Origin of the sequence: Pseudomonas sp. MF5691, assembly GCF_016405645.1 — a bacterium.
In the GTDB taxonomy this organism is placed as follows: domain Bacteria; phylum Pseudomonadota; class Gammaproteobacteria; order Pseudomonadales; family Pseudomonadaceae; genus Aquipseudomonas; species Aquipseudomonas shahriarae.
Window position 1 is genome coordinate 129,722 of record NZ_JAEKDC010000009.1, and the last position, 26,036, is coordinate 155,757.

Here is a 26,036-nt window from a genome sequence, read left to right on the forward strand (position 1 = left end):
ACGCGCCGAGTAAACCGCATGAACCGTCGTAAAAAGATCAATCAGTTATTAAAAGCCAACGCCAAAAAGGCCAGTGCCAAACTGGCCCCCAAAAGCAAAGACAAGTACATCAGCAAGGCCGACCGCTTGAAGCTGGAAGCGCAGCCGCCTCAGGACCCGACAACTTCCCCTGACACGCCCAACTGATTCAGGGCACTCTACGCCGGCGCAACAGTCTGCTATCAGACACCCACACTCGCCCGGCGGAGCTTCCCATGATGATTGTTCACCACCTCAACAACTCACGCTCGCAGCGCATTCTCTGGCTGCTCGAAGAACTCGGCCTGCCCTACGCGCTCAAGCGCTACCAGCGCGACCCAAAAACCAACCTCGCACCACCAGAGCTCAAGGCGATCAACGCGCTGGGCAAATCGCCGGTGCTTGAAGATGGCAGCCGCGTGGTGATCGAGTCCGGCGCCATTGTCGACTACCTGATCCGCCGCCATGGCCAGGGTCGCCTGCAACCCGACCCGGCCACGGCCGCCTACGACACCTACGTGCAATGGCTGCACTTTGCCGAAGGCTCGGCCATGCTGCCGCTGATGCTCAACCTGTACGTCGGCCGCCTGGGTGATGCCGGTGCGCCGTTGCACCCGCGGATCGAGTCGGAACTGGCCAACTACCTGGGTTACCTGAACGACGCCCTGGCGCAGTCACCGTACCTGCTGGGTGAGGAACTGAGCGGTGCGGATATCCAGATGAGCTTCATTGGCGAAATCGCCAAGGCCCAGGGCAAGCTGCCGGCGTACCCGAACCTCGCGGCGTGGGTCCAGCGGTTCCAGGCCCGGCCGGCCTATCGCAAGGCGCTGGAACAGGGTGGGGAATACGCGTTTGCCCAGTAAATCACCGGGCATTTGACTGCCCTTCCAAAGCCGGCATAATTGCCGGCTTTTTTTGGGACGTCTCCATGCAACGGATTGTAATTCTGGGCAACGCCGGCAGCGGCAAATCCACCCTCGCCCGCGCCCTTGGCCAGCGCCTGGGCCTGCCCGTGGTGCACCTGGACACCCTGTTCTGGGAACCCAACTGGGTCGAGACCGACGCCGAACAATTCCGCACGCGGGTACGCGAAGCCGTTGCGTCGGACACCTGGGTGTGTGAAGGCAACTACGCCCGACGCACCTTCGACCTGCGCCTGCCCCGTGCCGACCTGATCATCTGGCTGGATACACCGCGACTCACCTGTTTCACCCGGGTACTGATACGCAGCGCCATGAAACGCCCTCGCGCGGATCGGCCCGTGGGGTGTACCGACAAGCTCGACCGGGAGTTTCTGACCTTTTTGAGTTTTGTATGGAATTTTGATCGCGGCTATCGGCCGGGTATCGAGGCGATGCGCCTGGCAGTGGGGCCGGATGTTCCGACAGTGCATTTGCGCGGTAACCGGCAGGTGGCAGATTTTCTCGACCGCTTGCCCGGCCTTGCCATCGGCGTGTGATAACGTGCGCCCAGGCCCACCGTGCAGGCACGTGCCCCATGTCCATCGCCGATAATCTGCTCGCCTTTACCCTCGCCGCCACCCTCCTGACCCTCACTCCCGGGCTCGACACCACGCTGGTGTTGCGTACCGCGACGGTGGAAGGCAAGCAGCAGGCATTGCGTGCGGCATTGGGTATCAATGCGGGCTGTTTCTTATGGGGCGCGGCGGTGGCCTTTGGTTTGGGTGCGTTGATCGCGGTGTCGGAGGTGGCCTTCAACCTCTTGAAGTACTGCGGCGCCGCTTATCTGGCCTGGCTGGGCCTGAATATGCTACTGCGCCCACGCACCTCCCTGACGGTCGGTGAGGCTCATGCCCAACCCGGCACCCGCTGGTTCTTGAAAGGCATGCTGGGCAATGTGCTCAATCCCAAGATCGGGATTTTCTATGTGTCGTTCCTGCCGCAGTTCATTCCCCAGGGCCATTCGTTGATCGCCTGGACATTCGGCCTGGTGAGCATCCATGTGGTGCTCGGCATGGCGTGGTCGTTGACCCTGATCGGCGCCACCCAGCCACTGGCCGCAGTGCTGCGCCGGGGCAAGGTGATCACCTGGATGGACCGCAGCACCGGCCTGCTTTTTGTGCTGTTCGCGGCCCGCCTGGCATTGAGCAAACGCTAGTCAGGGCTTCGACGAAGATCAAGGTGGGCGCTGTCGAGCCCCTGGATCACTGCGGCTTCGGGGCCGTCATGTACTGGCTGAAGTTGTTGATGTGATCATCCAGATTGTCTTCCAGCATCATCCGGTACTGCTCACAGAAGTACTTCAACATCGCTTCCCGCGCCTCGGCCATTTCCGCGCCGGACTTGAAGTTGCGCGCACTGGCCCAGGCGTTGAAACGGGTGGTGCCGAACATCATCGAGGCACTGACCTGGCCCAGGTTCTCGAGGGTTTTCAGTTGCTCGTTCGACAGTTCGATATGCGCGTCGGCGCGGTCGTAGAAGGCTTGGTCGGTAGCGTCTGGCATGGTGGAACACCTGGGTTGGATAAATGAGTCATTGAAACATTTGCGGCAGGCAAGACCCTAGACCGGGTTCGTCGCCTCCAGCAACTGTGTGATCCAGCGCACCTCTTGCGCCAGTTCCTGCACTTTCTGTTCGGGCAACGCTTGTCGGGCCTGGGCCAACTGATCCAGGGTACGTTGCTTGTAGCGCAGCAGGCGTTGCCATTTGGCCAGGAACGCCGGGCTGCGGGCCTGCATCTGCAGGGGCCCGAAGTACAGCTGCTCGGCGCTGTAGCTCACCGGCCCGCTGCGCTCGGCGACGATGATTTCGTAGTCGAAGCGGTTTTCCCGTAGCAGTTCCTCGCAGAGGATGCGATAGCCGTTGTCCATCAGCCACAGGCGCAGCGGTTGTTCGCCGCCGTTGGGTTGCAGGATCAGGCGTTCCCGGCCGCTCAGATGCGCCTTGCCGCGCTCGAGGATATCGCGGATGGTCTCGCCGCCCATGCCGCAGATGCTGACTGCGTCGAGCAGGTCGGCCGGTTCGATAGCCGCCAGGCCATCGGCCAGGCGCACATGGATGTGCAGTTCGTGGCCGTTGTCGCACACCGTGCGCTGGGCGGCGCGGAACGGCGTCAACGCCACCTCACCGGCCACTGCCGCGACAATCGCGCCACGGTTCATCAACGCCACCGGCAGGTAGGCGTGATCCGAGCCGATATCAGCCAGGCGCGCGCCGGCCGGTACCTGGGCCGCCACGCGCTCCAGGCGCTTGGACAATGTGTTGTGGTTCAACTGCTGTTCCTTTTCGCGGCACTTTTGCCCTCAGTGCGGGCGCGCATGATGCGCGGTGCGCGCCGCAGGGTAAAGCACCGCCGTCGGCGCCCGCCAGGCGAGCGCCTTGTACAGGCCCACGGCATTGCCATAGGACACGGCCTGCGCCTGGGCAATGGCCTGGCGCAGGCTGAGCAGCTCGGGCAGAAAGCGGTTGCAGCAAAGATCGGACAGGACTATAAAACCTCAACTTAACTTGAGGAAAACACCCATGGCAGCAGAAAAGAACCCGGACGGTGTGCGCTCCCTCACCATCGGCGAGGTGGCCAGGCGCAGTGGCGTACCCATCTCCACCCTGCACTTCTACGAGTCCAAGGGCTTGATCGCCAGCACCCGCAACGCCGGCAACCAGCGGCGCTTCCCGTCGCTGGTGCTGCGCAGCATTGCGATTATCAAAGTGGCGCAACGCACCGGCATTCCGCTGGAAGAGATCAAACGCGCCATGGGCCGCTATCCGCCGAACAGCAAATTGACGGCCGCGCAATGGGGAGAAATGTCCTCGGCCTGGCGCGACAACCTCAACGAACGCATCCGAACCCTGGAAGCCCTGCGCGACAGCCTGGACAACTGCATTGGCTGCGGCTGCCTGTCGCTCAACGACTGCCCGTTGCGCAACCCCGGCGATACCTTGAGCCAGGAAGGACCGGGGCCGAGAATCCTCGAACGCGCCGCTGCCGCATCTGAAATGCAATCCTCCAAACCCTGAAGATCAAGGTGGAAACTGTCGAGCCTTGGCGAGGCTGCGATGGCGGCGGTATTGCTGGGGTTGATGTTGGCTGAACTACCGCTATCGCAGGCAAGCCAGCTCCCACCTTGGATCTTCAGCACATTGAGCACCGTATGCATCCTGCGGTAGCAGTGAAATGCAATCCTCCCCCCCTGAAGAACGAGGTGGGAGCTGTCGAGCCCCAGCGAGGCTGCGATGGCGGCGGCATTGCTGGGATTGATATTGGCTGACCCACCGCTATCGCAGGCAAGCCAGCTCCCACATTGGATCCTCAGTACATTGAGTACCGTATGCATCCTGCAGTGGTAGTGAAATGCAATCTTCCAACCCCTGAAGATCGAGGTGGGAGCTGTCGAGCCCCAGCGAGGCTGCGATGGCGGCGGTATTGCTGGGATTGATGTTGGCTGACCCACCGCTATCGCAGGCAAGCCAGCTCCCACATTGGATCCTCAGTACATTGAGTACCGTATGCATCCTGCGGTGGTAGTGAAATGCAATCTTCCAACCCCTGAAGATCGAGGTGGGAGCTGTCGAGCCCCAGCGAGGCTGCGATGGCGGCGGCATTGCTGGGATTGATATTGGCTGACCCACCGCTATCGCAGGCAAGCCAGCTCCCACATTGGATCCTCAGTACATTGAGCACCGTATGCATCCTGCGGTAGCAGTGAAATGAAATCCTCCCCCCCTGAAGATCGAGGTGGGAGCTGTCGAGCCCCGGCGAGGCTGCGATGGCGGCGGCATTGCTGGGGTTGATGTTGGCTGAACTACCGCTATCGCAGGCAAGCCAGCTCCCACCTTGGATCTTCAGCACATTGAGCACCGTATGCATCCTGCGGTGGTAGTGAAATGCAATCTTCCAACCCCTGAAGATCGAGGTGGGAGCTGTCGAGCCCCGGCGAGGCTGCGATGGCGGCGGTATTGCTGGGATTGATGTCGGCTGACCCGCCGCTATCGCTGGCAAGCCCCCCACATTGGATCTTCATTGCCTTGGCAGGTCGGTGCTGACTACGCCGATGACACTTTTGAAGTAAGCCGCCCCGGGCACTTTCCTGATAATCGAACGATTACTGACGAAATGCCGAGGCCCCGCCATGACGCGTGCATCCACCGAACAGGTCCCGCCGCAAACCCTGAGAAAAGTCATCGTCGCCGCCGGTATCGGCAACTTTGTCGAGTGGTTCGACTTCGCCGTGTATGGCTTTCTCGCCACCACCATCGCCCAGCAGTTTTTCCCCAGTGGCGATGCCAGTGCGGCGTTGCTCAAGACCTTCGCGGTGTTTGCCGTGGCCTTTGCCTTTCGGCCTCTGGGCGGGATTTTCTTTGGCATGCTGGGCGATCGCATCGGCCGCAAGCGCACCCTAGCGATGACGATTTTGCTGATGGCCGGGGCCACGACCCTGATCGGCCTGCTGCCCACGTATGCCGCGATTGGCGTCACGGCGCCGATCCTGTTGTCGCTGATCCGTTGCGCCCAGGGCTTCTCCGCCGGCGGTGAATACGCCGGCGCCTGCGCCTACCTGATGGAGCACGCGCCCAGCGATAAACGGGCGTGGTATGGCAGCTTTATCCCGGTATCGACCTTTGCCGCCTTTGCCTCGGCGGCGGTGGTGGCCTATGCATTGGAGGCTTCGCTGTCGGCCGAAGCCATGGGCAGCTGGGGCTGGCGCCTGCCATTCCTGATCGCTGCACCGCTGGGCCTGGTGGGCCTGTACCTGCGCTGGCGGCTGGATGAAACCCCGGCGTTCCAGGCGGTCGAGCAGGAGCACGCGGTGGCCCACTCGCCGCTCAAGGAAACCCTGCGCAACCATGGCGCGGCAATCTGCTGCCTGGGCGCTTTTGTGTCGCTGACGGCGCTGTCGTTTTATATGTTCACCACCTACTTTGCCACGTACCTGCAGGTGGCCGGTGGTTTGAGCCGGGCGACGGCGTTGCTGGTGTCGCTGATTGCGCTGATCTTCGCTGCGGCGATATGCCCGCTGGCCGGCTGGTATTCCGACCGGGTCGGGCGGCGCGTCACAGTAATGACCGCCTGCGGACTGTTGATGGGGGTGGTATACCCCTCGTTCCTGATGGCCAGTTCAGGCTCGTTCGCCGCGTCCATCATCGGCGTGATGCTGCTGGCGGTGGGCGCAGTATTGTGCGGCGTGGTCACGGCCGCCCTGCTCTCGGAGACCTTCCCGACCCGCACGCGCTACACCGCCTCGGCGATCACCTACAACATGGCCTACACGATCTTCGGCGGCACCGCGCCGCTCGTGGCGACCTGGTTGATCAGCACCACCGGTAGCAACCTGTCACCGGCGTTTTACCTGATTGCCGTGGCCTTGCTCGCGCTGGCCGGCGGCCTGGCCTTGCCGGAGACCTCGCGCATTTCCCTGCACGACGCGTAAGGCGCGAACCTTTCTTGCGCAAACACCGTCCGAGCTAGGGCATCGATGCTTTTCGCCCGCTCGGAGGTTTGTGTTTGAAAGCTGCCATCGTCAAAAAGTACCGCCTGATTATCAAGACCATGGGCTATGTCGGCTGGGCACTGTTCTGGCTGCTGCTGTGGGATATTGCGGTCACCGTGGACTTCATGCTGTTCCTCAACGCCAAGATCAACCTGCCGCTGATGCCCCTGACGCTGCTCGGCTCGGCGCTGGTGGTGCTGATCAGCTTTCGTAATACCAGCGCCTATAACCGCTGGTGGGAGGCACGCACGCTGTGGGGCGCGATGGTCAATAACTCACGCAGCTTTGCGCGGCAGGTGCTGACGCTGCTGGATGACCCCGACAACGAGGTCAATCCGATCAAGTCGACCTTGCTGCGCCGCCACGTGGCCTATGTGAATTGCCTGGCGTCGCACCTGCGGGGCGAGCCGTGCCCGGAGGAAGTGCGGGCATTTATTCCTGGGGATGAGTTCGCGCGCAACGGCGCTACCAACAACTTTGCCAACGATATCCTCACCGGCTCCGCGGCCCTGCTGGCCCGCGAATACAAGGCCGGGCGCCTGGACAGCATTCGCCTGGCGCGGCTGGAATCAACCATGGTTGATCTGTCCAACAGCCAGGGCGGCATGGAGCGCATCGCCAACACACCACTGCCCTACCCCTATGTGTATTTCCCCCGGCTGTTTATTTCGCTGTTCTGCCTGATCGTGCCAGTGGGGCTGGTGGAGTCCCTGGGCTGGTTCACCCCACTGGCCTCCACGGTGGTGGGTTTTATGCTGCTGGCCATCGAACGCATCGGCACCGACCTGCAAAGCCCGTTTCGCTCCAGCGAGCACCAGATCCAGACAGAGGCCATCTGCGAAACCATCGAGAAAAACCTGCAGTCGATGCAGCGGGATTCGTTGGGGGATGTTCGCAGGGGCCATTAAAAAGCCTGCATTTTTCGAGCGCATAGATAATAATGAGTCGCATTAAACATTTCGTTTATCACAGTGCGCTCTTCCCTGCAGAGTGAGCGTCGCATTAATCAGAAGGATCTCTATGCAAAGCTTTTACCTGCACTCGATGCGCCTGCTGGGCGCACTTTTTTTGCTTGCCTGTACGCTAAGTGTCCAAGCCGCCACCGATGAAACCGACCATTCGGCCACCTTCGAAAAAAACCACCAGTCGTACGTGATCAATGCCGATGGCAGTTTTGTCCAGATGGTTGAGTTGGTCACACGGATCAATGAAGAGCGAGCGATCAAAGACAACGCACAGCGTTCGCTGAGCTACAACCGCTCCCTGGAAAACCTCGAGGTGCTTGAAGCCTTCACCCAAAAGCCCGACGGCCGCAAGGTGAAGGTGGGCGCCGAGCAGATCAAGGAACAACAGGAGACCGCCTCGTCCGAGGCGCCGATGTTCCAGGACTCGCGGGTCAAAGTGGTGATATTTCCAGAGGTAGCGGTCGGTGACCGGCTGGTCCTGCGCTACCAGCGCCAGCGCACCACTGCCCTGTTCCCGCAGCAGTTCGAAGACTTCTACGTGCCGGACTTCTACGATGCCGAGCAGTTGAGCCTGAGCTACGACTTGCCAGCCGACAAGCCGCTGTTCGTCGATGCCCGGGGCTTCAAGGCCAGCACCCCGGCCGCAGCTGCCGGGCGCAAGGTGTACCGTTGGGACTACGTACCACAGGAAAAGGCGCGCATGGAAACCGGCGCCGTGTCCTACGTCGATTACGGCCAATTCCTCGCGGTCTCGACGTTCGCCAGCTACAAGGACTTTGCCCAGGCCTATGAGGCCAGGGCCCAGGTCGAAGTGACGCCGGCCATTGCCGCCTTGGCCAAGCAACTTACGGCCAACCTGAGCACCCCGCGCAGCAAAGCCCTGGCCCTGAGCGACTGGGTTCGTAAGAACATTCGTTATGTAGCGGTGTATGTCGGCGCAGGCGGCGTAGTACCGCACCCGGCCCAGGCCGTGCTGGACAACCGCTATGGCGACTGCAAGGACCATGTGGCCCTGCTGGAAGCCATGCTGCGCGCGGTAGCGATCGAGAGCTCGCCGGTGCTGGTCAACCTGGGTAACAGCTACACCCTGGCCAAAGTGCCCACCCTGGGTGTGCTCAACCATGCGATCACTTATGTGCCGGCCCTGGATCTGTATCTGGACTCCACCGCCACAGCCATCGCCGCGGGCTACCTGCCGATCCCGGTGCTGGGCAAGCCAGTACTGTTGACGCAGTCCGGCGAAATGGCCAAGACCCCGGCCGCGCAAACCGGCAAGGTCACCAACGACCTGCTGTTCAAGGTCGACAGCAACGGCGCGGCGGACTTTGTGCATGCCACCACCGTGGAAGGCTGGGGCTCAGAGTTCAATCGCTACCTGCTCAATGCAATGAAACCGGCTGACCGCGACTCGATGATCCGCAACGTCCTCGGCTGGTACGGGCAAACGGGCCAGGGCACGTTTAAAAGCGACTCCTTGCAGGATGAAGTCAACCCGTTCAAGAACACCCTTGAAGGGCGCACCGACAACCTGGTCAACCTGCCAGGCCCGACCGGCGTGCCGGCGCTCAGCAGCCTGGTCGGCGGCATTGCGCAGAACGTGTTTGCCTTCGCCTCGGAAAAAGACCGCACCCAAGAGTTCGGTTGCCTCTCGGGAGAAACCCAGGAGCAGGCCCGTTTCGAGTTCCCCAAGGAAGTCACCGTCCTCGCCGTGCCCAAGCCACAGTCCCTGCAACAGGCCGGCTTTGACTACCAGGCCACCTACGCCAAGGAAGGCAACACGGTGCTGATCACCCGCCACTTCAAGTTCGCCCATGCCAATACCGTGTGCAGCCCCGAGGACTTCAAGGCGATGAAGCCGGTGATCGAAAGCATGGTCAACGACCTGAAGAGCCAGATCATCGTGCAGACGCTGTAACTCCCAAGGTCATGCCGGCTGGTGACTGGTCACGCAGTGAATACCACCACCGCCGGCTGCAATCGCGTCGATATCCAGTTGCACCACCTTGCGCCCCGGATAGAGCCTGGACAGCAAGTCAAAGGCCTTGCGGTCGGCGACTTTGTCGCCAAACTGCGGCGCAATCACTGCGCCGTTGATCACGAAGTAGTTGATGTAGCCGGCGGCATAGTCCGGATTGTCCCGGCTGAACCGGTTGCGACGCGGGTTCAGCGGTGGCGAGACCGTGTGTATTTGCAACGGCCGGCCATCGGCATCGCTAGCCTGCTTGAGCATGTCCAAGTGGGCCAAGGTCACCTGGTGGTCGTAGGATTCAGGGTCGGTGTCCAGGTTGGCGATGATCACGCCCGGCGAGACAAAGCGTGCGTAAAAGTCGACATGGGCGTCGGTAATGTCCTTGCCCTTGATACCCGGCAACCAGATGATCTTGCGCAAGCCCAGTCGGCTCTTCAGCTCAGCCTCGACGTCGGCCTTGCTCCAGCCGGGGTTGCGGTTGGCATTGATCCAGCTGCTTTCGGTCATGATCCCGGTGCCATGGCCATCCACTTCGATGGCACCGCCCTCGCCCAGCAGTTCGCTGCGGATGTAAGTTGCGCCTGCCAGCTCGGCAACGTGAGCCGCCAGTTCGGCATCGTCGGCGTGCTGCTGCTTGTTACCCCAGCCGTTGAAGTTGAAGTCCACTGCGCCCAACTGGCCATTGTCATCCACGACAAAGTTGGCGCTGGTGTCACGCATCCAGATGTCATCCAGCTCGGCGTGTACGAAGGTGATGTTACGGGTGCCGCATTTTTCTTCGGCCAGCTCACGCTCATCTTCGCGGCAGAACACCGTGACCGGTTCGTACTCGGCAATCGTACGAGCGATACGGCCCAGGGCGTCCTGCACAGCGGGGGTGAAGTCCTGGTGAATCGCCTCCTGGGCGCCAAAGGCGATAAAGGCGCGCTGGTGTTTCTCGCCCTCATCGGGCATGAACCAGCGGCCTTGGACCGCCGCGTAGACGGGCAGCCCCATGGACGCGGCGGCGCCCAGGCCGGCCACCACCGCGGCCTGTTGGATGAATTGGCGACGTGTGCTCATGTGCACCTCTGGGTTGACCGTCATTGACCGATGGCCGTCTTGAACTTAGTCCAAACCCGCATGCGTGCGCGCATATCGGCCTGGGGAATATCCTGCCCGGCCACCAGTCGTTTGAAGGTGGCGTCGTCCGGGTAAATGTCCGGGTTGTTGCCCATGGCGAGATCGACGCTGGCGCGGGCCTTGGCATTGGCCGTGGGGTAGCCGGTGAAATTGCTGATGGCCGCCATGTTCTCTGGGCGCATGACAAAGTTGATAAACGCGTAGGCGTATTCCGGATGCCGAGCATCCACGGGGATGGCCATGGTGTCCATCCACACCGTCGTGCCCTCGCGGGGGATGTGGTATTGGAAGCGCGCCTTTTTACCCGCCGCATCCGCCGCCCGCTGCGCCTGGGTCATGTCGCCGCTGTAGCCCAGGGACAGGCACAGGTTGCCATTGACCAGGTCAGTCACCGGTTGCGACTGAAACTTGCGGATATACGGCCGCAGTTTGAGCAACAGGGCGCTGGCCGCAGCCAGGTCCTCAGGCTTGGCACTGCGCGGTTCGCGCCCCAGGTAGATCAGCGCCACGGCCAGTACTTCGTCGGGCGAGTCGATCAGCGAGATGCCGCAATCGGCAAATTGGCGAGCCAGTTCCGGCTTGAATAACAGGTCCAGGCTATTGACCGGCGCATTCGGCAAGCGCTGTAGGATTTGCTCGGTGTTATAGGTCAGGCCAATCGTGCCCCAGGTATAGGGCACTGTGGCCTGATTGGACGTGCGGTAATGGCTGCGCAGTTGTTGCAGGCCCGGCTCGATATCCTCCAGCGCCTCAAGTTTTGCCGGATCCAGTGGCTGCAGGCTGCCGGCGCGCATCAAGCGCTCGCCCACCGTATCGCCCGGGAAGATCAGGTCATAACCACTGCCACCGGCCATCAGCTTGGCCTCCAGCGTTTCGCTGCCATCCATCACGTCATAGATCACCTGGATCCCGGTTTCGGCAGTAAAGCGCGCCAGGGTGTCCTCGGCAAAATAGTCGGCCCAGTTGTACAGGCGCAGGATCTTTTCATCGGCCTGTACCGTCGGGATGACGATGCTCAGGGCCAGGGTGCAGTGGATCAGCTTCATGTCATACCCCTTGGGTCTGCCAGCGTGGATGCAGGTGGCGACCGTCCTGGGTCAGTAAACCGCCATACATGTCAGGGCGGCGGTCGCGGTAGATGCCCCAGGTCAGGCGTTCTTCGGCCATGGCCGCCAGGTCCAGGCACTGGAGCAGCACACCGCTGCCGGCGCGGTCGGCCTCGGCCAGCAGCGCGCCTTTGTGGTTGCAGATAAATGACGAGCCGTAGAACTCCATCTGCAAGGTTGAGTCGCTGCTCGCCACTTCCCGACCGATACGATTGGCCGCCACCACCGGCAGCAGATTGGCGGCGGCATGCCCGCGCATGGTCATCTGCCAGTGATCACGGGAGTCCAGGCTGGCACAACCCGGTTCGGAGCCGATGGCAGTGGGAAACAGCAACACCTCGGCGCCCAGCAACGCCAGGCAACGCGCGGTCTCGGGGAACCACTGGTCCCAGCAGATGCCCACGCCGAGGCGGCCGAACGCGGTGTCCCAGACCTTGAAGCCGGTGTCGCCGGGGCTGAAGTATTCCTTCTCTTGATAGCCAATAGCGTTGGGGATATGGGTCTTGCGATATACCCCCAGCAGTTGCCCGTCGGCATCGGCCACACTCAGAGAATTGAAGTAGGCGTTGCCGGCCTTTTCGAACCAGCTCAGCGGCAGCACTACCCCCAACTCCCTGGCCAGCGCGGCGAAGCGCTTGAGCACCGCGCTGTGGCGGTACTCTTCAGCCAAGGCCAGGTGCTTGTGTTGTTGTTCGATGCAAAAATACGGCGTGGCGAACAGCTCTTGCAGCAGGATGACCTGCGCGCCCTGGGCCGCCGCTTCACGCACCCGTTGTTCGGCCTGATCAAGGTTGTGTTGCAGGTTCCAGGTGCAGGGCATCTGGGTGGTGGCAATGGTCAGCTGGCGCATGGCATCACTCCTTTACCGGCCAGGCTGGCTGCTGCTGGGTGATGCAATGCACACCGCCGCCGCCATGGGCCAGGTGGTTGATGCGCACCGGCACCACCACACGATCCGGGAATACCTGGGCCAGCACATCGGCAGCCACCTGGTCCGCCGCGATGCCATAGGCGGGCATGATGATCGCGCCGTTGGCAATATAGAAGTTGGTGTAGGAGGCGCAAAACACCTCGGCGTCGGCATCCACCGCCTCGCTGGCCTCAAAGAGTTCGATCAACTCGAACCGGCGGCCCTTGGCATCGGTGGCCAATTCCAGGGCGCGGCGGTTTTCCCGTGCGACCTCGGCGTACACCGAACCCTGGTCGTGCGTGGCATCTACCAGCAGCACGCCGGGGCGGGCAAAGGCGCACACGCCATCGACATGGCCATCGGTCACATCCCCGGTGACATGCTGCGGGTCGCCTGGCAACCAGATGGTTTTTGTCACCCCAAGCCAGCGCGCAAAGATCGCCTCCATTTCGGCCTTGCTCATGCCCGGGTTGCGATTGGGGTTGAGCAACACCGACTCGGTGGTGATCAACGTGCCCTCACCGTCCACATGAATCGCCCCGCCTTCATTGCTCAACGGCGTGCCAAAGCACGGCAGGCCCAAGTGGTTGAGGGTGCGCCGAGCGAGGCTTTCATCCAGGTCATAGGCTGACTTGCCGCCCCACGCGTTAAAACGCCAGCTCACACCGGCCAAGCCCAATTGCGGGTGGCCAATAAAGCTGGGGCCGGAGTCGCGGCACCAACTGTCGTTGACCGCCAGCGCGATCAGTTCAATGTTGGGGCCGCACAGGGCTTTGGCCGTGTCGAGTGCAGAAGGGTCAACCACCAGCTTCACCGGCTCGAACCGCGCGATGGCATTGGCGACCCGGGCAAAATCCGCCTGCACCTGGGCCAGCGTTACGCGCCATCCCGACTCCCAGAGCGCCTGGTTATGGGGCCAGACCATCCAGGTCGCAGCATGCCTGGCCCATTCCGCCGGCATCCTCCAGCCGCTGTGTGGCATCTCGTTCTGCAGCATGACAACCCCCTTCTGAGTTAAGCCCTTGTGTTCACCAAAAACGGCGTACACGCTATGGGGATCCATGCTACGTTTGGCCAAACCGCCAAACAAACGATGGATTTTGCAGATAAATGATTAGAAAAACTTATCAGCATGCTTAAACACTGGCCGCCCCTGGGGGCACTACGCGGCTTTGAAGCGGCGGCGCGGCTGGGCAGTTTTCACAAGGCTGCCAACGAACTGCACCTGACCCAATCGGCCATCAGCCAGCAGATCCGTAGCCTGGAAGCGTACCTGGAACAGCCGCTGTTCTTTCGCAACGGGCGCAGCGTTGCCCTGACCGATGCCGGCCATGATTTCCTCAGCACCACCCAGGCCCTGTTGCAGCAGTTGTCCGTGGGTGTGCGCCGACTGGGGCAGTACCGCAAGGCCAATCAACTGGTGCTCAACACCACCCCAGCCTTTGCTCGCCACTGGCTGCTGCCGCGCCTGGCCGACTTCCGCCGGCACCACCCGGACGTGGATTTGTGGCTGTTCAGCACCGACGAAGTACCCGACATGGCCACCCAGACCATCGACCTCGCCGTGCGCGATGACATCAGCGCCCAGGCCGAGTGCAGCTTCAAAGTGCTGCATACCGACCGCCTGTATCCCGCCGCCCACCCCAGCGTACTGGCCCTGCCCCGCGAGCAACGCACCACCCTGCATGGCGAGCGGGAAATGGATTGGAGCCATTGGGCGGTGGAAGCCGGGATTGATGTCGGCCAGCAGGACCAGGGGCTGAATTTTTCCGACCCCGGCCTGCTACTGGACGCGGCCTGCGGTGGCCTGGGGATCGCACTGGTCAGCCAGTTACTGAGCCAGCACGCACGCGAAAATGGCCTGCTGCACCCCTTGGTCGACGCCACCATTCGCGGCCCCAACTGGGCCTTGCTGACCCACCGCGACAGCGAAAGCGACCCACTGGCGCGCAGCTTCAGCCAGTGGTTACTGGACAACCTGGCACAGGGTGCCGCACATGAGTGAAGCACTGGAGGACATCCTGGCCGAGCGCCTGGCGGTGATTTTTTGCGGGATCAATCCGGGCCTGCTGGCGGCCGCTCAGGGCCATCACTTTGCCGGGCGTGGCAACCGCTTCTGGCGCACCTTGCACCTGGCCGGGTTCACTGCGCATCAAGTGCTACCTGAGGATGACCGGACGCTGCTGCAGTACCACTGCGGGCTGACGACCGTCGTGGAACGGCCAACGGCGCGGGCCGATCAATTGTCGCGGGATGAATTCAAGGCGGCGGCCGACGGGTTTGAACACAAGATCCGCCGTTATGCACCGCGCCATGTGGCGTTCCTGGGCAAGGCGGGTTATTGCGCGCTGTCGGGGCTGCGCGAGGTGGCGTGGGGGCTGCAACCGCAGACACTGGGGGATGCTGCCATGTGGGTACTGCCCAATCCCAGCGGGCGGAATCTGGCATTTACGTTGGAGCAATTGGTGCAGGCGTATGGGCAGCTCTATTTGGCAGCATTCCCTGGAAGCCGCGCTGCTTGCGCCCGTTCAGATAGCGGCATGCTGGGTGGCAGCAACGACAGCACATAAGCCATGCGCGACGCACTCCCCAGGTTCACGATCAATGTGAACGGCGAGTCGCTGAACTCAAACACCAGATTAAAGGTGCCATAAGCACTGCGCACATCCACCCGCGACACATCGCACAACGGCCGTTGCTTCTGACGTAAAACCCGGTAAATCATCTGCTGGCCATCAAGACGAAATAACGGGTTGAGGCTGTTGGTGGCCAACGCCACCCAAGACCCTGCGCAACCCGACAAAACTGGCCAATACCGGAATCGCCTTGCCATCAATGCCAGTACCGGGGGCATAGGCAGGAGCTGCCGACTTGGGTTTGCGCAGCTTCTTGAACAGCCAGTACATGAACCAAAACGACAGCCCCTGGCCGATAACCACCACCGCGCCGAAGGCTAAATCCAACCAGCTGATATTCATGGTTTTTCCTTAAACGCCCAATATCCATAGCATTTCGGCGAAAAGTAAAACGTTTCCCCACCCTGCCACGCACAGGCTGAAAATCATACAAAACGTTTGACTTATCCTTTTCAATCAGTAAGATACGCCGCATTCCGCGATAGCTCAGTTGGTAGAGCAAATGACTGTTAATCATTGGGTCCCTGGTTCGAGTCCAGGTCGTGGAGCCATATCTCAATCGGATCACCCAAGCTGGTGATCCAGGCATAGCATAATCTACGCGTCGTCTCTGATTCTTCACTTTAGAGACCATTGCCATGAAAATAGCTGCAGTACTCTCAACAAAAGGCGGACCGGGGAAAACCACGGTCACAGCCAGTCTAGGCGCGTTCTGCGCCGACTCCGGTCTTCGCACCCTGCTCATTTGGCAAATAAATGCTTCTCTGTTGGTCCTCCCGAGCCAAGTCGAGCGTTTTGCCAAAGACTTGTCCGCCATTTAACGACGTGGCCAAACTCAAGGTATTGAACCGCAAATGAGCAAACATCGACGGCTCGATTATCACTGTCAGAGGGAATCATAGAGCTGCCGACGTGACGTCCCTTGCCTGTGTCCAGGGCAACACCCAGCAACCCCGAGGCATCGACACCAAAACCATCGGTATATCCCGACTTGACGTCCAGCAGGGACCCTGCGGCCACTCTTCGGTTTTCGTAGGGGCAGCGGTGCTATCACGGTTTTCTTTATTGAAGTAGAAGTCCCTCATTCCTAAAGTAGCTTTGCTATCACTTAGAAAGTCAGCAAACGTCTGGCTACTCTTGGCAATACTGCCAAACATTAAAGTTGCAGATATTTTATTTGCGCTCACTTATAACGCTCCATTTTTATAATTCCTAAGTAACAGAAGCAACAAGTAAATCTTCCACGCGAACGCATCAAATTAATATGCACAACTGGAATACCTTTCATCTTATCTACTGGTGTAATCCATCTTTCTGGCTCCAGATGGGTCAGGAAGTATTTTTAATCCTGGCGAACGTCCCCTTACGCCGTTTACGTTAATTTCGTTCAACACCTAAAATTGCATCATGGTCATTAAGCGCGGTATTCAGGGCTGTGAAATGAAGGCCCGTTTGGTTTTAGCCGGATTCCCTCACGAAGTCTTTTCCACGGAATGTCCGCAGGATCTGCAGTCATGGGCCCAGGCGCTTTAGCAACGAGTATTTGGTCGGCAATCGGCGCGAAATCGGCCCGAAAATGAACAGAGCTTTTGTTAACCAGTACACTCATTTTCTCGGGTTCTATACCTGCTATCCGATACAAATTCCTGTCCAGCATCTGACATTTACCAGAGCTGACAGCAACCTTCACTCCCCCGATTCTCAAGCATGCAACAGGCCCCACATCAACCTCCATACCATTCATCATGGGGCCTGCAAAACGACAGCGGCCATCGGATAGATGCATTACCTCAAAGCGACCCTGCAAAGGGCTATCGCCCAGTGCACCTGACTGTCCTCCCAGCGTTATTTCAATGAAACTGCCTACCCCGGCTGCAATGGCGGACTGAACTGCTGCCGGGTCATAAAGCAATCCTACGGCGGCATTAGTAGCACCGTGTTTAATGAGCGCTTTAAGCATTCCTGTTGTGTTCGAATCCCCGCCTGCTCCCGGGTTGTCTTGGGTATCAGCAATGACGATTGGACGCTGGGCGGTTTCTGCTAATGTCATTGCTCGGAGAACGGCTTCGTCCGGGAGCAGGAAAGGTACTTCCCACTGATCCTCCTCCCCCACTACCTTTTTATAAAGGACAGCAACAGCAGCCTTGATCGCTTGCCTGTCTGTTCCATAACCCCAGATAACCGGCCCACACTCCTCGAAATCAGCAGCCGGAAAGCCTGGAGTAAATGACAATGAAAGACCTTCGGACTCAAGGTGTTCTAATTGCTCGTAAAGGCTTCGTGCTGGATCCATTAGCGTGCACATCCCGTTTATCGGGATCAGGAAAGGGAGTCGCAGGCTCTCGCAATGCAGTTTTCCCGAGCGGAGCCGCAATTCAAGTAATTTGGCGGCTCGTGCGCCAGTATCAGCCATATCCACGTGGGGATAAGTACGAAATGCAACCATTGCATCTGCGTGGTTGAGCATCAACTCAGTAACATTAGCGTGTAAATCCAAAGATATGACTATCGGAATATCCTGGCCGACAACAGCTCGCAGCCGAGCTAGGAGCGTTCCTTCTCCGTCGTCCGTATGTTCGGCAACCATTGCGCCATGCAAGTCTAGATATATACCGTCGAATGCTTCGTTTGCAGCGGCTTCTATGATTTCATCGGTAATGCGGTCGTAGGTCTCTCGAGTAACATGCGCGGATGGGCTGGCTCCAGCCCAGATCACCGGGACTACTTCATAGCCCAAGCGCTCTGCTTCAATCAGAAACCCGCCTGCCGGAATATTAACATTCCGAAGCTCCAACATCTCAACGCCTCTTACCATCTGAGGAAAACCTTCACCCCTGACAAAATTCTCATATTCAGCTTTAGAGGGCGCGAACGTATTTGTTTCGTGTTGAAAACCAGCGATCAGAATTCGATATGTCATGGCTATTAAACGCCTCGTTGAAATTTTTAGACAGGCTGTGTAATGCAAACTTTTTGCTGAACACGTTGCGGCTTGTTGGCGGCAAGTATCAATGAACCCAGTATTAGAATTGCAGCCATGACCAGAAGACCTGAATCAGAGTTGCCAGTGATGGACTTGGTATAACCGATCACCGTGGGACTGAGAAACCCGCCCGTTAACCCAATGGTGTTAATAACTGCGATACCCCCCGCAGCAGTGTCACCTTTGAAGTACTGCGAAGGAATTGCCCAGAACACTGTATAAGCAACCCACATCATGGTCGTAGCAAGCGTCAAGAAAGTGAGTGCAAAAATAAACTCATTCTTGTAAATCACAGACCCCATTAAACAGATGGCTGCAATTAACGCCGGTACAGCGGTATGCCAACGCCGCTCAAAAAAGTAATCTGATGTACGACCAAAGACTAACATCCCTGCCATCGCCCCCACATATGGAATCGCTGAGTACAGGCCGATCTGCATGACACCTTGAACGCCTGCGTCCTTCAGAATGGATGGCAGCCAAAAGCTCATTGTGTAAATTCCGCAAATCAAGCAGAAATAACCAGCCGCCATTAGATACACACGGGGGTCTTTTAGCACTTGTACAAACGAATGGTGGGCTCCCTGCCCTTCACCGATATGCGCATTCAGCACTTGTTTTTCACGCACGCTCAGCCACGGTGCGACCGAGGGTTTATCGCTAAGAACTTTCAACGCTATGAGACCCAACACTACAGCCGGTAATGCCTCCAGAAAAAACATCCACTGCCATCCAGCCAAGCCGTGGAAACCTGCGAAGGCGGTCATTATCCACGCAGACAAAGGAGCCCCAAATATGCCGCCCAGTGGCCCCGCCAGCATAACGATTGCCATCACTCTGCCTAACCGCTCACGCCCATACCAATAGGTAAGGTAAAAAATCATTCCGGGGGCGAAACCCGCCTCAAAGACTCCGAGGAGAAAACGCAGCACGTAAAATGATCTCTCGCTTTCGACGAACACCATGCATGCAGATGTAATACCCCACAAAATCATTACCCGGCTGAGCGTCCTGCGCGCTCCGATCTTCGGCAATAGCAAATTGCTAGGCGTTTCGAACAGTGCATAGCCTACGAAAAATAATCCGGCACCCAGTCCATAAGCAGCGTCAGACAAACTTAGATCGCTTTGCATCTGAAGCTTGGCAAATCCCACATTTACCCGATCCAGATACGCCACCACATAACATAGGAGCAAAAAGGGTAATAACCGCCAATCTATTTTTCGATAGATGGTCGATAGCTCGGTCGATGGATTAATGCACCTTTGCATACTGCCTCCGCTATAGGCGTTTTTATTGTGTGATTGATATTCAGGCGGAATGGCAAGGCAAGCAATAGCAACTTTTTGATGGTATCGTTGCTCTGAGAGCAACGGTCATGCGGGGGGAGGATTTTTTGTGAGAGATCTGAATCAACGCCGAATGCGCTATTTCTATGAGGTTCTGTCCAGCGGTTCAATTCGTGGGGCAGCCGAAAACCTGAACACGGCGCCTTCAGTTATTACCCGTCAAATCCAACTTCTGGAAGAGGAAGTGGAAACTGTATTGTTCGAAAGGCAAGCACGTGGCGTGGTTCCTACCGAAGCAGCCCACCTTCTCCTGGAGTTCTGGCGTGGCTGCCAGGCACAACAAGAGCATCTTGAAGACCGCTTGCGAGGATTGAAGGGGTTGAGGGAGGGTGAAGTCCGTATCGTTACCAGCGAGGGATTCATCGACTTGCTGATAGACAATGTTTTGAGGGATTTCACCGCCACCTATCCCGGCATTCGTATCAGTCTAGATGTGCTTCCGGTCAAGAGCGTTCTGGAAGAAGTAGTTCAGAGCGCTGCCCATATTGGCCTCGCATACAATCCACCTGCGCATCCTGAAGTCATTTACCGCGCATCATCACTGCAACCTGTTCGATTGCTCATGCGATCAGATCATCCGCTTACGCATCTCAGTGAACCTCTGAAACTCGAAGAGATACTGCATTACCCGCTAGCGGTGATGCCGCTTCAATACGGATTAGGCCAGGTTATTCAGCTCGTAACCCATACAGAAAATCTATCCATTCGACCGGCCATGGTAACGAACTCTCTCACCGCCCTCCGACGTTATGTGATGAGCGGAGATGCGGTAACAATGATGAGCGAATTTTCCGCCTTTAACGATATGATCAGCGGAGATCTTGTGACTCGATCAATCGATCACCCACTATTCCAAAACATTTATGCTCGTCTTCTAGTTAAAAAAAGAAAGCCCCAATCTGTGGGTGCAGAAGAGCTTATAAAATGGATCAAAGAACGGATATTTATATTCAATAAATAAATTGGGTCCCTGGTGGGAGTCCAGGTCGCGGAGCCATATCTCTATCGGATCACCCAAGCTGGTGATCCAGGCATAGCATGATCTACGCGTCGTCTCTCACTCTTCACTTTAGAGACCATCGCCATGAAAATCGCTGCACTACTCTCAACAAAAGGCGGACCGGGGCGATTCACAACAATCGGACGGTGGATCACACTGCCAGGCTCTCAAGAGTCGGGCAGTGTAATCGCGAGGAAGCTGAATCGAACCGCCTGGTGATCAGAACATGTGCCGCCCTCCTGTCACCCAAACATCCTCCAGCACTCAGCTCATCCAGTTCCCCCCATCAACGTTGTACGTTTGTGCGACGATGTAATCGCTCTCCGCGCCCGCCAGGAAAATTGCCATTCCTACCAGATCCTCTGCCGTCCCCATTCTCCCATACGGAACTTCAAGGCCGACGAGCCGCTTCTTCTCACCTAGAGGTCGGTTCTCGTGTTTGGCGAAGAGCGCGTCGACGCCGCCCCAGTGTTCGCCATCGACAACCCCCGGGGCAATCGCATTGACATTGATCTTGTGCTTGATGAGGTTGAGTCCAGCAGACTGCGTAAGGCTGATGACGGCCGCCTTGGTGGCGCAGTAGACGCCTACCAGCGCCTCACCGCGGCGACCCGCCTGGCTGGCCATGTTGATGATCTTCCCACCATGCCCCTGACTGATCATCTGCTTCGCCGCTGCCTGAAGCGTGAACAGCGTCCCGCTGACATTGATTGCAAAAAGCTTGTCGTAGCTTTCCCGAGTGATCTCGGTGATCGGTGCAAGATCGAACAACGCCGCATTGTTCACAAGGATGTCCAGCTTTCCGGCGCGGGCAACGACCTCGGCGATTGCTGCATCAATGGACGCCTGGCGGGTGACGTCCATCTTCACCGCGTAAGCTTGCGGCCCCAGCTCGGAGGCCGTCGCTTGAGCTCTTTCCAAATCGATGTCGGCGATAGCGACCGTAGCGCCTTCACCGATGTAAGCCTGGGCAAACGAGCGTCCAATACCGCGCGCGGAACCAGTGATCAAAGCGCTTTTACCTTCGAGACGTTTCATTGAATCTACCTTTTTGGTTCGTGGCGCGCTTCATCGAAAGAGCGCGCCTGATGAAAGTCAGGCCACGCGTGATGCCGCAGGGCTTATCGAAAGACCGCTCTCATCAAACAGATGGCAATGAGCGACATTGAGGGAGAGATAACGCCGGGCGGCGTACGGCACTTCGCAATCCCCCTGGACACGTACCGTCAGGCTTTCTCCCGAATCGACATTTACGTGGCAGAAGGTATCGCTACCCAGGCGCTCGGTGACATCCGTCGTGACCGGCACCTGGCCTTCGACGCCCAGGGTCAAATGCTCCGGCCGTATCCCGATCGTCACGGATTGACCGACCAACAACGCACTGCTGTTGCGTGGAATGAGCAAAGTGGTTCCAGCGACGAATCTAACCTCCACCCCCGATGCATGCACGGCATGTACAGTCGCCTGCAAGAATCCCATTTTTGGTGTCCCGAGGAAGCCGGCAACGAACAGGTTGGCAGGGTGATGATAGAGCTCGAGCGGCGAACCAATCTGCTCGATCCGCCCTGCGTTAAGCACAACAACCTTGGTGGCGAGCGTCATGGCTTCGACCTGGTCATGGGTCACGTAGATCATGGTCGCCTGCAGCTCCTTATGCAGTCGGGATAGCTCCAAGCGCGTCTGTACACGCAGCGCAGCATCAAGGTTGGACAGCGGCTCATCGAACAGAAAAATCTTGGGGTTTCGGACAATCGCACGCCCAATAGCGACTCGTTGGCGCTGGCCACCTGACAACTGCTTAGGCTTGCGGTCGAGCAGCGAACCAAGTTCGAGAATCCTAGCGGCCTCGGCGACTTTCCTTTCCACATCCGGCCTCTTCTCACCGGCCAGATCCAAGGCAAATGACAAATTCTTGCGTACCGTCATGTGCGGATACAGGGCATAGGTTTGGAATACCATGGCCAGGTCTCGTTTGGCAGGAGTCACCTCAGTGATGTCTCGGCCGTCGAGCTCGATCGTGCCGCTCGTGACGTCTTCCAAACCTGCAATCAGGCGCAACAGGGTCGACTTGCCACACCCCGACGGCCCTACGAACACCACAAACTCCTTGTCTTTAACCTCGAGATCAATGCCCTTGATGATGGACAGTCCCTCGAAACCTTTCTTGAGATTTTCTATTTTCAAAGTGGCCATGCGTAAAGTCCTGTATGAAATTGGAGCCTTCGCGAAATCAGTGAATTTTCGACGTCGTCATTTGACGGCGCCGAAGGACAACCCACGAACCAATTGCTTCTGACTGATCCAGCCGAAAATCAAGATAGGTGCGCAGGCCAATGTTGAGACCGCAGAAAGCTTCGCCCAGAACAGGCCCTCGGGGCTTGAGTAGGAAGCGATCAGCGCGGTCAGAGGTGCCGCGCTGGAGCTCGTCAGGTTGAGCGACCAGAAGGCCTCGTTCCAGCACAGAATCATCGAGAGCAGCATGGTCGACGCCAGCCCCCCCTTGCTGATGGGCAGCAGCACGCGCAGCATCTCCTGCCCCAGGGTCGCCCCGTCCAGCCTGGCCGCCTCCAGAATCTCCCGGGGGATGTCTTTGAAGTACGTGTAAATCATCCACACCACGATGGGCAGGTTGATCAGGGTGTAGATCACGATCAGCGCGATCCGGGTGTCCAGTAGCCCCGCCCCCTTCGCCAGAAGGTAAATAGGCATGAGCACCCCTACTGGGGGAAGCATCTTGGTCGACAGCATCCAAAGCAGCGTCTGCTTGGTGCGCTTGGTCTCATAGAACGCCATCGAGTAGGCCGCCGGCACCGCGATCAGCATGCACAACGCTGTAGCGGAGAAGGAAATCAGCACCGAGTTCAACGCGAAGTGGAAGTAGTCACTGCGCTCCTGGATGTGCAAGTAATTCTCTAGCGTAGGTATGAAGATGAACTGTGGCGGCGTCGCGAAGGCGTCGATCTCAGTCTTGAAACTGGTAAGCACCATCCAAAAGATCGGAAAGAACAACAGCAAAGCAGTGACCCAGGCCAAGGTGCCGAGCAGTGCACTTTGCAGGGACCGGGATTGTTTGAGCGTCATCATGGCGTTGTCCTCAGGCTTTGTCGGTCAGGTTCTTGCCAATCATGCGCACCAGCACAATCGCCGCGATGTTGGCGATCACCACCGCAATCAGGCCACCGGCCGAGGCCATGCCCACATCGAACTGCACCAGTGCCTGGTTGTAGATCAGATAGGCGAGGTTGGTTGAAGCGAACCCAGGTCCGCCATTTGTCGTGGTGAAGATTTCTGCAAATACCGACAGCAGGAAAATCGTCTCGATCATCACCACCACCGCGATGGGCCTGGCCAAATGTGGCAGAGTCAAATGCCAGAGGATGGCCAGCGCACCTGCCCCATCCAATCGGGCGGCCTCTTTCTGCTCTTGATCGAGCGACTGCATGGCTGTCATCAGCAACAAGATCGCAAAAGGCAGCCACTGCCAGGAAACGATGACAATGATCGAGAAGAGTGGGTAATGAGCTAGCCAATCGACAGGCTGTGCCCCGCAGAACTTCCATACGGCCGCGAGTATCCCGGAGACAGGGTGGAAGATCAGGTTCTTGAAGATCAGCGAACCCACGGTCGGCATGATGAAAAACGGCGAGATGAGCAGCACCCTGACGATGCCGCGTCCAAAGAACTCGCTTGCCTCAAGCAAGGCTGCAATCAAGACACCCAAAATCACGCTGATCAGCAGCACGCTGCCCACCAATATCAACGTGTTAAGCGCTCCTGGAAGAAAACCCGAATCCGTCACGAAATAGGCAAAGTTTTCCAGGCCAACGAACTCGTTTTCGCCTGGATTGAGCAGGCTGTACCGAATCACCGAAAAATAAACGGTCATAGCCAGCGGCACGATCATCCAGAGCAACAAAAGAGCAACCGATGGCGACACCAGAAACCATCCTGGATTGATCAAACAGCGCGCGCGTGAGGGGGCCGAGACCGCAAGCCGGGCTCGAATAATGGACGTGTTCATGATTATTTACCTGTGCGGCTGTGGCCGCCGGCGCTAAGCCGGCGGAGGTAAGGAGCTATTTATTTTTTGGATAGCCCGCACGCTTCATCTCGCGCTTGGTTGTGGAATGGGCAGAAACCAGCGCTTGCTCAACCGACATTTGTCCTGTCAATGCTGCGGAGAAAAGCTTGCCTACAGATGTACCGATCGACTGAAACTCGGGGATCACCACGTACTGGATGCCCACGTACGGAACAGGTTTGGCTGAAGGCTGCGACGGGTCAGCGTGCTTCATCATTTGCAACGTTACCTGAGCAAATGGCGCGGCCTTGAGGTAAGCGTCACTGTAGGTTGAGATGCGTGTACCGGGCGGTACGTTCGTGATGCCATCCTTATCGGTAACTAGCTGGATGTACTCTTTGGAGGTGGCCCAAGTGACAAACGATTTGGCGGCCTCTTTGTGTTTGGAAGTGGCAGGAATTGCCAATGACCAGGCGTACAACCACGATGCCCCCTTGTCGGTAACCTCAGTAGGCGCTGGCGCGAAACCTACGCTGTCCACCACCCGGCTCTGCTCCTTATCGGTGGTGAAAGATCCCGCCACGCTTGCATCAACCCAAATCGCGCATTTTCCACTGTTGAAAAGGGCCAGCGTTTCGTTGAACCCGTTACTGGATACTCCAGGAGGGCCGTATTTCTTCAGGGTATCAACATAAAACGTCGCAGCTGCCTTCCACTCAGGACCATCGAACTCAGGCTGCCAATTCTCATCGAACCAGCGAGCCCCGAAGGCGTTGGCCATCGTGGTAAGCAAGGCCATGTTTTCGCCCCAGCCAGCTTTGCCACGCAAGCACATGCCGTACTGATCCTTCGAGGGATCATTGAGCTTGGCAGCGAACTCGCCCAGTTGCGACCAGGTCGGCTGTGCTGGCATCGTCAATCCTGCTGCCTTGAACAGATCGGTGCGGTAGTACGTGATGGTGCTTTCGCCGTAGAACGGCAATGCGTAGAGCGTATCGTTAACGGAAAGACCCTGGCGTACGGCAGGAAAGATATCCTCGACGTCGTAGTCGGCCGGGAGATTCTTCATCGGCTCCAGCCAGTTCTTTGCACCCCACATTGGGGTCTCGTAGGTGCCGATGGTCAACACGTCGAACTGACCACCTTGAGTGGCAATGTCAGTGGTCAGGCGCTGACGCAGAACGTTCTCTTCGAGTACGACCCAGTTCAGTTTGATGTCGGGATGCTGCTGCTCGAAGACCTTGGATAGCCGCTGCATTCGAATCATGTCACCGTTGTTGACCGTCGCGATGGTCAGCGTCTCAGCGGCATGGCTAGCAAGGGCGAATGACAGACCAGTAGAAAGAATTAGCGCATTCGTAATCTTCATGGGGCTCTCCACTCCAAGCCAGATGACCGGAGCTATTATTGTTGTTGTTCACCACTGGTGAGCAGATCAAGACCGCATTGCAGTTGTGGGTGATTTGATTAAATCACCTACCCGACCCGCTCTCAAACGAATCCCGGACG

General features: G+C 58.2%; 26 protein-coding genes, 1 tRNA gene and 2 pseudogenes. 13 read left to right on the plus strand and 16 right to left on the minus strand.

Features of this window, described 5'->3' with window-relative positions:
* The first annotated feature begins 18 nt into the window (after positions 1 to 18).
* From JFT44_RS15220 to JFT44_RS15235, 4 genes are all read left to right on the plus strand, one after another.
* Positions 19 to 186: a DUF2986 domain-containing protein gene (locus tag JFT44_RS15220; protein WP_081044286.1), complete on the plus strand. Its 168-nt coding sequence runs from the start codon at positions 19 to 21 to the stop codon at positions 184 to 186.
* Positions 187 to 254: 68 nt separating this feature from the next.
* The gene (locus JFT44_RS15225; RefSeq protein WP_057438581.1) at positions 255 to 881 is read left to right on the plus strand and encodes a glutathione S-transferase family protein; all 627 of its coding nucleotides are present in this window, start codon (positions 255 to 257) and stop codon (positions 879 to 881) included.
* Positions 882 to 946: 65 nt separating this feature from the next.
* Positions 947 to 1,477 carry an AAA family ATPase gene (locus tag JFT44_RS15230; protein WP_057438580.1) on the plus strand — a complete coding sequence of 177 codons (531 nt, stop codon included), beginning with the start codon at positions 947 to 949 and terminating at the stop codon, positions 1,475 to 1,477.
* Between the two features lie 38 nt (positions 1,478 to 1,515).
* Positions 1,516 to 2,136, plus strand: coding sequence for a LysE family translocator (locus JFT44_RS15235; protein ID WP_198830868.1), 621 nt, complete (start codon positions 1,516 to 1,518; stop codon positions 2,134 to 2,136).
* A 46-nt stretch (positions 2,137 to 2,182) separates the two neighbouring features.
* Here JFT44_RS15235 and JFT44_RS15240 read toward each other — a convergent pair whose 3' ends face one another.
* Both JFT44_RS15240 and JFT44_RS15245 read right to left on the minus strand, forming a co-directional pair.
* Positions 2,183 to 2,482 (minus strand): DUF3144 domain-containing protein, encoded by a 300-nt coding sequence (locus JFT44_RS15240; RefSeq protein ID WP_057438578.1) that lies wholly within the window; start codon positions 2,480 to 2,482, stop codon positions 2,183 to 2,185.
* Positions 2,483 to 2,539: 57 nt separating this feature from the next.
* Positions 2,540 to 3,250 (minus strand): tRNA (adenine(22)-N(1))-methyltransferase TrmK, encoded by a 711-nt coding sequence (locus tag JFT44_RS15245; RefSeq protein WP_128592911.1) that lies wholly within the window; start codon positions 3,248 to 3,250, stop codon positions 2,540 to 2,542.
* 250 nt (positions 3,251 to 3,500) lie between these two features.
* Here JFT44_RS15245 and soxR point away from each other — a divergent pair, with 250 nt between their 5' ends.
* Entirely contained in the window at positions 3,501 to 3,995 is a 495-nt protein-coding gene (gene soxR / locus JFT44_RS15250) for a redox-sensitive transcriptional activator SoxR (RefSeq protein ID WP_120733650.1), read from the plus strand.
* A 436-nt stretch (positions 3,996 to 4,431) separates the two neighbouring features.
* Here soxR and JFT44_RS15255 read toward each other — a convergent pair whose 3' ends face one another.
* The gene (locus JFT44_RS15255) at positions 4,432 to 4,836 is read right to left on the minus strand and encodes a hypothetical protein (RefSeq protein WP_198792153.1); all 405 of its coding nucleotides are present in this window, start codon (positions 4,834 to 4,836) and stop codon (positions 4,432 to 4,434) included.
* 271 nt (positions 4,837 to 5,107) lie between these two features.
* On the opposite strand from JFT44_RS15255, the gene JFT44_RS15260 reads away from it, so the two are divergent.
* The 3 genes from JFT44_RS15260 (at position 5,108) to JFT44_RS15270 (ending at position 9,346) form a co-directional block, all read left to right on the plus strand.
* Positions 5,108 to 6,406: an MFS transporter gene (locus JFT44_RS15260; protein ID WP_057438575.1), complete on the plus strand. Its 1,299-nt coding sequence runs from the start codon at positions 5,108 to 5,110 to the stop codon at positions 6,404 to 6,406.
* A gap of 74 nt (positions 6,407 to 6,480) precedes the next feature.
* Positions 6,481 to 7,374 carry a bestrophin family protein gene (locus JFT44_RS15265; RefSeq protein WP_057960253.1) on the plus strand — a complete coding sequence of 298 codons (894 nt, stop codon included), beginning with the start codon at positions 6,481 to 6,483 and terminating at the stop codon, positions 7,372 to 7,374.
* A 112-nt stretch (positions 7,375 to 7,486) separates the two neighbouring features.
* A complete protein-coding gene (locus JFT44_RS15270) occupies positions 7,487 to 9,346 on the plus strand; it encodes a DUF3857 and transglutaminase domain-containing protein (RefSeq protein ID WP_169989664.1) in 1,860 nt (619 codons plus the stop codon).
* Positions 9,347 to 9,355: 9 nt separating this feature from the next.
* On the opposite strand, the gene JFT44_RS15275 is transcribed toward JFT44_RS15270, so the two are convergent.
* From JFT44_RS15275 to JFT44_RS15290, 4 genes are read right to left on the minus strand one after another with little or no spacing between them, the layout of a single operon-like run.
* Complete coding sequence (locus JFT44_RS15275) at positions 9,356 to 10,462, minus strand: agmatine deiminase family protein (protein ID WP_198830869.1); 1,107 nt, start codon at positions 10,460 to 10,462, stop codon at positions 9,356 to 9,358.
* Between the two features lie 20 nt (positions 10,463 to 10,482).
* Entirely contained in the window at positions 10,483 to 11,568 is a 1,086-nt protein-coding gene (locus JFT44_RS15280; RefSeq protein ID WP_057960255.1) for an extracellular solute-binding protein, read from the minus strand.
* A 1-nt stretch (position 11,569) separates the two neighbouring features.
* Positions 11,570 to 12,478: an N-carbamoylputrescine amidase gene (gene aguB / locus JFT44_RS15285; protein WP_198830870.1), complete on the minus strand. Its 909-nt coding sequence runs from the start codon at positions 12,476 to 12,478 to the stop codon at positions 11,570 to 11,572.
* A 4-nt stretch (positions 12,479 to 12,482) separates the two neighbouring features.
* The gene (locus JFT44_RS15290) at positions 12,483 to 13,535 is read right to left on the minus strand and encodes an agmatine/peptidylarginine deiminase (protein ID WP_115128655.1); all 1,053 of its coding nucleotides are present in this window, start codon (positions 13,533 to 13,535) and stop codon (positions 12,483 to 12,485) included.
* 135 nt (positions 13,536 to 13,670) lie between these two features.
* Here JFT44_RS15290 and JFT44_RS15295 point away from each other — a divergent pair, with 135 nt between their 5' ends.
* Both JFT44_RS15295 and mug read left to right on the plus strand, forming a co-directional pair.
* The gene (locus tag JFT44_RS15295; protein WP_057438570.1) at positions 13,671 to 14,543 is read left to right on the plus strand and encodes a LysR substrate-binding domain-containing protein; all 873 of its coding nucleotides are present in this window, start codon (positions 13,671 to 13,673) and stop codon (positions 14,541 to 14,543) included.
* Positions 14,536 to 15,108, plus strand: a complete 573-nt coding sequence (gene mug / locus JFT44_RS15300; protein WP_198830871.1) for a G/U mismatch-specific DNA glycosylase — start codon at positions 14,536 to 14,538, stop codon at positions 15,106 to 15,108. The genes JFT44_RS15295 and mug overlap by 8 nt, the downstream gene beginning before the upstream one ends.
* Before the next feature lie 165 nt (positions 15,109 to 15,273).
* Here the strand turns inward: mug and JFT44_RS15305 are convergent, their stop codons facing one another.
* Entirely contained in the window at positions 15,274 to 15,516 is a 243-nt protein-coding gene (locus tag JFT44_RS15305; RefSeq protein WP_198830872.1) for a hypothetical protein, read from the minus strand.
* 133 nt (positions 15,517 to 15,649) lie between these two features.
* On the opposite strand from JFT44_RS15305, the gene JFT44_RS15310 reads away from it, so the two are divergent.
* Together JFT44_RS15310 and JFT44_RS29160 are read left to right on the plus strand one after the other, a co-directional pair.
* Positions 15,650 to 15,725 (plus strand) — tRNA-Asn (locus JFT44_RS15310).
* 87 nt (positions 15,726 to 15,812) lie between these two features.
* A pseudogene (locus tag JFT44_RS29160) lies at positions 15,813 to 15,920 on the plus strand (ParA family protein); the annotation flags it as partial.
* Positions 15,921 to 16,038: 118 nt separating this feature from the next.
* Here the strand turns inward: JFT44_RS29160 and JFT44_RS15320 are convergent.
* From JFT44_RS15320 to JFT44_RS15330, 3 genes and pseudogenes are all read right to left on the minus strand, one after another.
* Positions 16,039 to 16,331: pseudogene (locus tag JFT44_RS15320) on the minus strand (OprD family outer membrane porin); the annotation flags it as partial.
* Between the two features lie 257 nt (positions 16,332 to 16,588).
* Positions 16,589 to 18,094: a M81 family metallopeptidase gene (locus tag JFT44_RS15325; RefSeq protein ID WP_198830873.1), complete on the minus strand. Its 1,506-nt coding sequence runs from the start codon at positions 18,092 to 18,094 to the stop codon at positions 16,589 to 16,591.
* A gap of 26 nt (positions 18,095 to 18,120) precedes the next feature.
* Positions 18,121 to 19,428, minus strand: a complete 1,308-nt coding sequence (locus tag JFT44_RS15330) for an MFS transporter (protein ID WP_198830874.1) — start codon at positions 19,426 to 19,428, stop codon at positions 18,121 to 18,123.
* A gap of 127 nt (positions 19,429 to 19,555) precedes the next feature.
* On the opposite strand from JFT44_RS15330, the gene JFT44_RS15335 reads away from it, so the two are divergent.
* A complete protein-coding gene (locus tag JFT44_RS15335; protein WP_057438565.1) occupies positions 19,556 to 20,467 on the plus strand; it encodes a LysR family transcriptional regulator in 912 nt (303 codons plus the stop codon).
* A 303-nt stretch (positions 20,468 to 20,770) separates the two neighbouring features.
* Here the strand turns inward: JFT44_RS15335 and JFT44_RS15340 are convergent, their stop codons facing one another.
* From JFT44_RS15340 to JFT44_RS15360, 5 genes are read right to left on the minus strand one after another with little or no spacing between them, the layout of a single operon-like run.
* Positions 20,771 to 21,544 carry an L-iditol 2-dehydrogenase gene (locus JFT44_RS15340; protein WP_198830875.1) on the minus strand — a complete coding sequence of 258 codons (774 nt, stop codon included), beginning with the start codon at positions 21,542 to 21,544 and terminating at the stop codon, positions 20,771 to 20,773.
* A gap of 57 nt (positions 21,545 to 21,601) precedes the next feature.
* Complete coding sequence (locus JFT44_RS15345) at positions 21,602 to 22,699, minus strand: sn-glycerol-3-phosphate ABC transporter ATP-binding protein UgpC (protein WP_198830876.1); 1,098 nt, start codon at positions 22,697 to 22,699, stop codon at positions 21,602 to 21,604.
* A gap of 57 nt (positions 22,700 to 22,756) precedes the next feature.
* Entirely contained in the window at positions 22,757 to 23,590 is an 834-nt protein-coding gene (locus JFT44_RS15350) for a carbohydrate ABC transporter permease (protein ID WP_198830877.1), read from the minus strand.
* A 10-nt stretch (positions 23,591 to 23,600) separates the two neighbouring features.
* Positions 23,601 to 24,527, minus strand: coding sequence for a carbohydrate ABC transporter permease (locus tag JFT44_RS15355; RefSeq protein WP_198830878.1), 927 nt, complete (start codon positions 24,525 to 24,527; stop codon positions 23,601 to 23,603).
* Positions 24,528 to 24,582: 55 nt separating this feature from the next.
* Positions 24,583 to 25,896, minus strand: coding sequence for a sugar ABC transporter substrate-binding protein (locus JFT44_RS15360; protein ID WP_169960236.1), 1,314 nt, complete (start codon positions 25,894 to 25,896; stop codon positions 24,583 to 24,585).
* Between the last annotated feature and the right edge of the window lie 140 nt (positions 25,897 to 26,036).

Coding starts and splice junctions, on each gene's coding strand:
- JFT44_RS15345 (WP_198830876.1), bottom strand. CDS start 22,699: ATGGCCACTTTGAAAATAGAAAATCTCAAGAAAGGTTTCGAGGGACTG.
- JFT44_RS15355 (WP_198830878.1), bottom strand. CDS start 24,527: ATGAACACGTCCATTATTCGAGCCCGGCTTGCGGTCTCGGCCCCCTCA.
- JFT44_RS15230 (WP_057438580.1), top strand. CDS start 947: ATGCAACGGATTGTAATTCTGGGCAACGCCGGCAGCGGCAAATCCACC.
- JFT44_RS15225 (WP_057438581.1), top strand. CDS start 255: ATGATGATTGTTCACCACCTCAACAACTCACGCTCGCAGCGCATTCTC.
- JFT44_RS15330 (WP_198830874.1), bottom strand. CDS start 19,428: ATGCAAAGGTGCATTAATCCATCGACCGAGCTATCGACCATCTATCGA.
- JFT44_RS15280 (WP_057960255.1), bottom strand. CDS start 11,568: ATGAAGCTGATCCACTGCACCCTGGCCCTGAGCATCGTCATCCCGACG.
- JFT44_RS15350 (WP_198830877.1), bottom strand. CDS start 23,590: ATGATGACGCTCAAACAATCCCGGTCCCTGCAAAGTGCACTGCTCGGC.
- JFT44_RS15290 (WP_115128655.1), bottom strand. CDS start 13,535: ATGCTGCAGAACGAGATGCCACACAGCGGCTGGAGGATGCCGGCGGAA.
- JFT44_RS15235 (WP_198830868.1), top strand. CDS start 1,516: ATGTCCATCGCCGATAATCTGCTCGCCTTTACCCTCGCCGCCACCCTC.
- soxR (WP_120733650.1), top strand. CDS start 3,501: ATGGCAGCAGAAAAGAACCCGGACGGTGTGCGCTCCCTCACCATCGGC.
- JFT44_RS15295 (WP_057438570.1), top strand. CDS start 13,671: ATGCTTAAACACTGGCCGCCCCTGGGGGCACTACGCGGCTTTGAAGCG.
- mug (WP_198830871.1), top strand. CDS start 14,536: ATGAGTGAAGCACTGGAGGACATCCTGGCCGAGCGCCTGGCGGTGATT.
- JFT44_RS15360 (WP_169960236.1), bottom strand. CDS start 25,896: ATGAAGATTACGAATGCGCTAATTCTTTCTACTGGTCTGTCATTCGCC.
- JFT44_RS15305 (WP_198830872.1), bottom strand. CDS start 15,516: ATGAATATCAGCTGGTTGGATTTAGCCTTCGGCGCGGTGGTGGTTATC.
- JFT44_RS15270 (WP_169989664.1), top strand. CDS start 7,487: ATGCAAAGCTTTTACCTGCACTCGATGCGCCTGCTGGGCGCACTTTTT.
- JFT44_RS15340 (WP_198830875.1), bottom strand. CDS start 21,544: ATGAAACGTCTCGAAGGTAAAAGCGCTTTGATCACTGGTTCCGCGCGC.
- JFT44_RS15220 (WP_081044286.1), top strand. CDS start 19: ATGAACCGTCGTAAAAAGATCAATCAGTTATTAAAAGCCAACGCCAAA.
- JFT44_RS15240 (WP_057438578.1), bottom strand. CDS start 2,482: ATGCCAGACGCTACCGACCAAGCCTTCTACGACCGCGCCGACGCGCAT.
- JFT44_RS15275 (WP_198830869.1), bottom strand. CDS start 10,462: ATGAGCACACGTCGCCAATTCATCCAACAGGCCGCGGTGGTGGCCGGC.
- JFT44_RS15325 (WP_198830873.1), bottom strand. CDS start 18,094: ATGACATATCGAATTCTGATCGCTGGTTTTCAACACGAAACAAATACG.
- aguB (WP_198830870.1), bottom strand. CDS start 12,478: ATGCGCCAGCTGACCATTGCCACCACCCAGATGCCCTGCACCTGGAAC.
- JFT44_RS15260 (WP_057438575.1), top strand. CDS start 5,108: ATGACGCGTGCATCCACCGAACAGGTCCCGCCGCAAACCCTGAGAAAA.